Below are 6,764 nucleotides of genomic sequence, written 5' to 3'. Positions count from 1 at the left end.
GACCGGCCGGCGTCCGTGGAGATCCGGAGCGCGGCGGCCAGCTCGGCGACACAGAACTCACCGACCGGCGGCGTCCCTGCCCCAGCAACGAGCGTCGACCGCTCCATGCCCAGCGGATCGAGACCATCGGGAGCGTGCATCGCCGCCCACTCGGCAGCCAGCGCCAGGATCCGGGCTTCCTCACGGTCAGCCCCCTCGCGCGCCGCGCGGACCGCAGCCAGCACTCCGGCGGGGGAGTCCGCCTGCTCGGGTGCCGGGTGCGCTGCCATGACTCATTCGACCACCGAGCACCGACACTTTCCGGGCGCTACGCGTCCTGTCCACAAAGGTTCTCGCAGATGAGTTCAGGGGGCGTTCCGCCGGGCGGAGCGTGCGCCCGATGAGTCGGGTGGACGTGGGTTAGAGCGTCATGCCAGGCGGAAAGCCCGTCCACCGCAGCTCGTCGGGCAGGTGCGACATGTCGTTGAACACCACCACGGTCGGGGGCCGGTCCGTGGAGTACCGAAGTACCGTCAGAGCGGCGTGGCCGTGGTCGAGCCCCAGCCAGCGCCACGGCGGAGCACCGCACGCGTGGCGAACCAGCCACCCGATGGTGAACGCGTGAGTCACCACCAGCTGGTGGATGCCCTCCTCGCCCTGCTCCGGACCGGTCAGCAGCCGGACGGCCTCGGCCGCCAGGGCCGCCCCGCGTGCTGCTTCGCCGGTCGTCACGTCGGCAAGGAATGCCAGCGCCTCGGCGCGGAACTCCGGGTCGACCTGATCGGCGGTGGGTACATGCGGGACGTAGTCGCCGACAGCGTCGCGCTCGGTGACGGGCACCTGACTCGCGAACTGCCCCGCAACAACACGCGCGGTCTCCGCCGCGCGGGGCAACGGGCCGTGCAGCACCGAGGTCAGCGGTACGGCGGACATGCGCTGCCCCAGACGCACGGCCTGCCGGACACCCCGCTCGGTCAGCCCGCCGTGGGCGTCGGGTTCGGCGTGCCGGGTGAGGTAGAGGTGTCGCACGGGCATGCCCGGCATCCCACCACGAGCGCCGACGCCGCCCCTCAGCTCCTACTCGACGAACACCCGCTCGTCGGTGAGCTGCTCGGTCACGATCCGGCCCTCGGTGTCGAACCGGCTGTGCTCGAACCGCTTGAAGAACTCCATGTCGATGCCCGCCTGGCCGTTCCGGTGCTTCTCGACGGTCAGCACCGCCCAGTGCTTGAACCGCTCGACGTTGCCGACGTTGTAGACCAGGTGGTGCCGGGCGACGACGTCGTACTTGTCGTTGAGCAGCAGCACGGTGTCGGCCTCGTAGGCGAGCGCCGAGGAGCCGCGCAGGTTGTTCACCCGCAGCCGCTTGCCGGACTGGATGCCCTCCTTGTCGGCGGCCACGACGGCGAGGATCGGTACGTCGCGGTCGAGCGCGAGGTCCTTGAGGCCCTCGACGACCATCGTGATCCGGTCGGTCTCGTCGGAGACGCCGGGGACGGCCACCTTCTGCAGGTAGTCGACGATGACCAGGGGCAGCTGGCCGGTGTCGGCCTCGACCTTGTCGACGGCCTCCCTGATCGCGTCGAGGTCGGTCTTCGCGCCGGACGAGCGGTGCATGACGAGCCGGTCGGCGTACTCCTGTACGACGTCGAGCGCCTTGGCGCCGCCGTCTGTCTCGGAGAGCCGCTCGCTGAGCGAGCCGGTGAGGCCGTCGGCGCACTCGAAGGACTGCCGGATCCGGTTCATGGTCGGCGCCTCGGGGTGACCGAGCAGGCCGGCCTCCAGCGCGACGAGCCGGATCAGCAGGGTCTGCAGGTCGTGCTCGTAGGAGAAGATGACGACCGAGCGGCCGGAGCGCGCGACGTTGCGCGCCACCTGCATCGCCCAGGTGGTCTTGCCCAGGCCCTGCGGCCCGCCGACGAGCACGAGCTCGCCCGAGCGGAAGCCGCCGCTGAGGTTCAGGTCGAGGATGTCGAAGCCGGTCGGCCACACCCGCGCCACGGCGTGCGAGCCGGCGCGGACGCGGTAGTCGGCCTGCTCCAGGACGCCGCTGAGCTTCTCGAGAGTGAGATCCACGCGACAATGGAAGCACCGACACGCGGTCCGGGGCAGCCGTTCGCCCCAATTGGGTGGCTCCGTCCGACCAGCACGATTTGGTGACCGGTCCCACGGCCCCGTACAGTTCCCTCCTGAAACCAGAGACCGCCGGTCGTCGGCATGCCCGGGCTCGCCCGGACAGGCTGATCGAAGGTCCCGCTCCGCGGGCGGCCTGCGCAGGTGACACAGAAGTGTGAGCGGCCGCCGTGCCCGAGCTCCCAGAGCTGCGGGCGCCCCGGATCCCTGACGCCCCGTGCACCTGCACGGGGCGTTCGTCGTTGATGGGCCCTTCTCGCCGTCCGGTCTCGGAAGAGTTGTGAGTGAGAAGGAAGGAGACCCATGGCGCGGCCAGACAAGACCGGTGCCGTTGCGGAGCTCGTGGAGTCGTTCCAGGAGTCCGCCGGTGCCGTGCTGACCGAGTACCGCGGTCTCTCCGTGAAGCAGCTGCAGGACCTGCGGCGTGCCCTCGGCGAGAACGCTGACTACGCCGTGGTCAAGAACACGCTCACCAAGATCGCCGCGACCGAGGCGGGCGTCGAGGGATTCGACGACCTGCTCACCGGTCCGACCGCCATCGCCTTCATCAACGGCGACGTGGTCGAGGCGGCCAAGGGGCTGCGTGACTTTGCCAAGGCAAACCCCTCCCTCGTGATCAAGGGGGGCGTCCTCGACGGCAAGCCCCTCGACGCGAAGGAGATCGCCAAGCTGGCGGACCTGGAGTCGCGCGAGGTGCTTCTCGCGAAGCTCGCGGGCGGCATGCTCGCGTCCCTCAGCCAGGCCGTCTACCTGCTCAACGCGCCGATCGCCCAGGCCGCCCGTCTCGCGGGTGCGCTGCAGGCGAAGGCCGAGCAGGACCCGTCCGTCCTCGCGGGTGGTGCCGGTACGCCGGCCGCCGCCGACGAGGCAGCGGCTGCCCCGGCAGCCGAGGACACGGCGGAGACGACCGCCGACGCCGGTGAGACCGCCGACGAGACCCCGGCTCCGGCCGAGGCCGCCGACGAGACCACCGAGTCGACCGAGGGCTGAGAGCCCGAGTAACCGAAACCGACACGTTCGGTCCGGGCGCCCGCCCAGACCAGCATGACCAGGAACAAGGAAGGAACGCCACCATGGCGAAGCTCAGCACCGACGAGCTGCTCGACGCTTTCAAGGAGATGACCCTCCTCGAGCTCAGCGAGTTCGTGAAGCAGTTCGAGGACACCTTCGGCGTCACCGCCGCCGCCCCGGTCGCGGTCGCCGCGGCTCCCGCCGCCGGCGGCGCCGGCGCGGCTGCCGAGGCCGAGGCCGAGCAGGACGAGTTCGACGTCGTCCTCGAGGCCGCTGGTGACAAGAAGATCAACGTCATCAAGGAGGTCCGTGCGCTCACGAGCCTCGGCCTGAAGGAGGCCAAGGAGCTGGTCGAGGCCGCTCCGAAGGCCGTCCTGGAGAAGGTCAACAAGGAGGCCGCGGACAAGGCCAAGGACGCCCTCGAGGGCGCCGGCGCCACCGTCTCCGTCAAGTGAGTCCTGCCGGTCGCTGACCGGCTCCTCACGCCCGCTCCGGCGGGCACCTGCACGACCAGAACGGCGGTCGTTCCCCACCCGGGGAGCGGCCGCCGTTCTGCGTGCCTGTGGGTCTCCGCGTGGCCGTCTCCGGGCTCGTGTGGCTTTGCGTCTGACCTTGTGACGACCGTAACCTCCCCGCCGTTTACTCGTTGGTAGCGAAGGGAACGAATGAGCCGGTAGGCCTCGTCGACGACGCGGCGCGCTCTCAGGCTCGTGGACACCAGAGGGAGGGACGCTCGTGGGCGTCGAGATCGAGGTCGAGGGCCTGACGAAGTCCTTCGGCAAGCAGCTGATCTGGGGCGACGTCAGCCTGACGGTCCCCGCGGGCGAGATCTGCGTGATGCTGGGTCCTTCCGGCACCGGCAAGTCCGTGTTCCTCAAGACCCTCATCGGCCTGCTCAAGCCCGACCGCGGCAGCATCATGATCGAGGGCACCGACATCGCGTCCTGCTCCGAGCGTGACCTCTACGAGATCCGCAAGCTGTTCGGCGTGCTGTTCCAGGACGGCGCGATGTTCGGCTCGATGACGCTCTACGACAACGTCGCCTTCCCGCTGCGCGAGCACACCCGCAAGTCCGAGTCCGAGATCCGCGACATCGTCATGGAGAAGATGGACCTCGTCGGCCTCATCGGCGCCGAGGGCAAGCTCCCGGGCGAGATCTCCGGCGGCATGCGCAAGCGCGCCGGCCTGGCCCGAGCCCTGGTGCTCGACCCCGAGATCGTGCTGTTCGACGAGCCCGACTCCGGCCTCGACCCGGTGCGTACGGCGTTCCTCAACCAGCTGATCATCGACCTCAACGCGCAGATCGACGCGACGTTCCTGATCGTCACCCACGACATCAACACCGCCCGCACCGTGCCGGACAACATCGGCCTGCTCTACCACAAGCACCTGGCGATGTTCGGTCCCCGCGAGATGCTGCTGTCCTCGGAGGAGCCGGTCGTCCGGCAGTTCCTCAACGCCCAGCGCGTCGGCCCCATCGGCATGTCCGAGGAGAAGGACGCCGACGAGCTCGAGGCCGAGAAGGACCAGGAGCTGCCGCCGCTGCCGCCGATCCCGATGCAGCAGGAGCCGTCCAACGGCATCCCGCGCCGCAGCCAGCGCGCGCCCGGCGAGTGGTGCCGCGAGAACGGCGTGACCCCGCCCCCCGGCTCGTTCGAGCCCAACATGACGATGGCCGTCGGCGGCTAGGCGGCGCGCATGTCCACCCTGACCTCCTCGCGCGTCCTGGCGCCCATCGGGACCGCGGGCAAGCTCTTCGCCTTCGGCCTCGACGTGTTCCGTGGCCTGTTCCGGCGACCCTTCCAGCTCCGCGAGTTCCTGCAGCAGGCCTGGTTCATCGCGTCGGTGACGATCGTCCCGACGGCGCTGGTCGCGATCCCGTTCGGCGCGGTCATCGCGCTCCAGGTCGGCGGCCTGATCAAGCAGTTCGGCGCCCAGTCCTTCACCGGCTCGGCCGCGGTCCTCGCGGTCGTCCGCGAGGCCGGCCCGATCGCCACGTCGCTGCTGATCGCCGGCGCCGGCGGCTCCGCCATCGCGGCGGACCTCGGTGCCCGCAAGATCCGCGAGGAGCTCGACGCGATGATGGTGCTGGGCATCGACCCGATCCAGCGCCTCGTCGTGCCCCGCGTGCTGGCCTGCATGCTCGTCGCGGTCTTCCTCAACGGCCTGGTCAGCGTCGTCGGTGTCGCCGGCGGCTACGTCTTCAACGTCGTCCTGCAGGACGGCACGCCGGGTGCGTACCTCGCCAGCTTCACCGCGCTCGCCCAGCTGCCGGACCTCTGGCAGGGGATGGCCAAGGCGCTGGTCTTCGGCCTGATCGCCGCGATCGTCGCCGCCTACAAGGGCATGAACGCCGCCGGCGGCCCGAAGGGTGTCGGCGACGCCGTCAACGAGTCGGTGGTCATCACCTTCATGCTGCTGTTCGTCGTCAACTTCGTGATGAGCGCGATCTACTTCCAGCTCGTCCCGCCGAAGACCGGATGAGCGGGAGGACGACGACATGCCCGTGAAGGACCTGTACCAGAAGCCGATGCGCTCGCTCGACAGCCTCGGCGAAGAGCTCGCCTTCTTCATCAAGGCGCTGGCCTGGACCCCGCGCACCCTGCGCCGCTACAAGAAGGAGGTCCTGCGCCTCCTCGCCGAGGTGACGCTGGGCTCCGGCGCCCTCGCCGTCATCGGCGGCACCGTCGGCGTCATTACCGCGATGGCGTTCTTCACCGGCACCGAGGTCGGCCTGCAGGGGTACGCCGCGCTCAACCAGATCGGCACGGCCGCCTTCTCCGGCTTCGTGTCGGCCTACTTCAACACCCGTGAGATCTCGCCGCTCGTCGCCGGCATCGCGCTCGCCGCGACCGTCGGCTGCGGCTTCACCGCGCAGCTCGGCGCGATGCGGATCTCCGAGGAGGTCGACGCGCTCGAGGTCATGGCGATCCCGTCGCTGCCGTTCCTGGTGACCACCCGGATCATCGCGGGCCTGATCGCGATCGTCCCGCTGTACGTCGTCGGTTTGCTGTCGTCGTACTTCGCGACCCGGCTCACCGTCACGCAGTTCTTCGGGCAGAGCGCCGGCACCTACGACCACTACTTCCACCAGTTCCTGCCACCCGGCGACGTCCTGTGGTCGTTCGGCAAGGTCCTGGTCTTCGCCGTCGTGGTGATCCTGATCCACTGCTACCACGGCTACAACGCGTCCGGCGGTCCCGCCGGCGTGGGCGTGGCCGTGGGCCGCGCCGTGCGCACCTCCATCGTCGCCATCAACGTCATCGACCTGTTCCTCTCGATGGCGATCTGGGGCACGACCACCACCGTCAGGTTGGCGGGCTAGCCGATGTCACGACGCAGCAGCAGGACCGTCGTCGCGTTCGAGCACCGTGTGCTCGGCGTGGCGTTCCTGGTACTGCTCGCGCTCTTCGGCTGGCTCACCTACGCCATCTTCAGCAAGTCGTTCACCGACTACGCCTACGTCACCCTCCAGTCCGACAAGGCCGGGCTCCAGCTGCCCGACAACGCCGACGTGAAGATCCGCGGGGTTCAGGTCGGCGAGGTGCGCGACGCAGAGAGCACGCCCGAGGGGGTGCGGCTGAAGCTCGGCCTCTACCCCGACTCCCTGTCGACGATCCCCGCCGACGTCACCGCGCAGC

8 protein-coding genes and 1 pseudogene are annotated in these 6,764 nt (G+C 69.6%); 6 read left to right on the top strand and 3 right to left on the bottom strand.

Going from position 1 to position 6,764, the window contains the following annotated elements:
* From ETU37_RS01390 to ETU37_RS01380, 3 genes and pseudogenes are all read right to left on the bottom strand, one after another.
* Positions 1 to 269, bottom strand: a pseudogene (locus ETU37_RS01390) (HNH endonuclease signature motif containing protein); the annotation flags it as partial.
* 130 nt (positions 270 to 399) lie between these two features.
* Positions 400 to 1,014 carry a histidine phosphatase family protein gene (locus tag ETU37_RS01385; RefSeq protein WP_206053625.1) on the bottom strand — a complete coding sequence of 205 codons (615 nt, stop codon included), beginning with the start codon at positions 1,012 to 1,014 and terminating at the stop codon, positions 400 to 402.
* A 42-nt stretch (positions 1,015 to 1,056) separates the two neighbouring features.
* Positions 1,057 to 2,055, bottom strand: coding sequence for a DnaB-like helicase C-terminal domain-containing protein (locus ETU37_RS01380; protein ID WP_129985089.1), 999 nt, complete (start codon positions 2,053 to 2,055; stop codon positions 1,057 to 1,059).
* A 360-nt stretch (positions 2,056 to 2,415) separates the two neighbouring features.
* Between ETU37_RS01380 and rplJ the strand changes: the two genes are divergently transcribed.
* From rplJ to ETU37_RS01350, 6 genes are all read left to right on the top strand, one after another.
* Positions 2,416 to 3,102: a 50S ribosomal protein L10 gene (gene rplJ / locus ETU37_RS01375; RefSeq protein ID WP_129985088.1), complete on the top strand. Its 687-nt coding sequence runs from the start codon at positions 2,416 to 2,418 to the stop codon at positions 3,100 to 3,102.
* Between the two features lie 83 nt (positions 3,103 to 3,185).
* On the top strand, positions 3,186 to 3,578 hold the full coding sequence (rplL, locus tag ETU37_RS01370) for a 50S ribosomal protein L7/L12 (RefSeq protein WP_129985087.1): 393 nt from the start codon (positions 3,186 to 3,188) through the stop codon (positions 3,576 to 3,578).
* A 280-nt stretch (positions 3,579 to 3,858) separates the two neighbouring features.
* Positions 3,859 to 4,812, top strand: a complete 954-nt coding sequence (locus ETU37_RS01365) for an ABC transporter ATP-binding protein (RefSeq protein ID WP_129985086.1) — start codon at positions 3,859 to 3,861, stop codon at positions 4,810 to 4,812.
* A 9-nt stretch (positions 4,813 to 4,821) separates the two neighbouring features.
* Entirely contained in the window at positions 4,822 to 5,607 is a 786-nt protein-coding gene (locus ETU37_RS01360; RefSeq protein WP_129985085.1) for an MlaE family ABC transporter permease, read from the top strand.
* 16 nt (positions 5,608 to 5,623) lie between these two features.
* On the top strand, positions 5,624 to 6,448 hold the full coding sequence (locus tag ETU37_RS01355; protein ID WP_129985084.1) for an MlaE family ABC transporter permease: 825 nt from the start codon (positions 5,624 to 5,626) through the stop codon (positions 6,446 to 6,448).
* A 3-nt stretch (positions 6,449 to 6,451) separates the two neighbouring features.
* The coding region (locus ETU37_RS01350; protein ID WP_129985083.1) for an MlaD family protein at positions 6,452 to 6,764 on the top strand (313 nt) is incomplete at its 3' end.

The sequence above is a fragment of the Nocardioides iriomotensis genome (assembly GCF_004168035.1).
In the GTDB taxonomy this organism is placed as follows: domain Bacteria; phylum Actinomycetota; class Actinomycetes; order Propionibacteriales; family Nocardioidaceae; genus Nocardioides_B; species Nocardioides_B iriomotensis.
The sequence above is the reverse complement of the archived record's forward strand: the minus strand, read 5'-3'. Positions and strand labels throughout refer to the sequence as shown.

What these genes read in the sequence shown, in the direction of transcription:
- ETU37_RS01385 (WP_206053625.1), bottom strand. Translation starts at nt 1,014, where the DNA reads ATGCCCGTGCGACACCTCTACCTCACCCGGCACGCCGAACCCGACGCC.
- rplJ (WP_129985088.1), top strand. Translation starts at nt 2,416, where the DNA reads ATGGCGCGGCCAGACAAGACCGGTGCCGTTGCGGAGCTCGTGGAGTCG.
- rplL (WP_129985087.1), top strand. Translation starts at nt 3,186, where the DNA reads ATGGCGAAGCTCAGCACCGACGAGCTGCTCGACGCTTTCAAGGAGATG.
- ETU37_RS01360 (WP_129985085.1), top strand. Translation starts at nt 4,822, where the DNA reads ATGTCCACCCTGACCTCCTCGCGCGTCCTGGCGCCCATCGGGACCGCG.
- ETU37_RS01355 (WP_129985084.1), top strand. Translation starts at nt 5,624, where the DNA reads ATGCCCGTGAAGGACCTGTACCAGAAGCCGATGCGCTCGCTCGACAGC.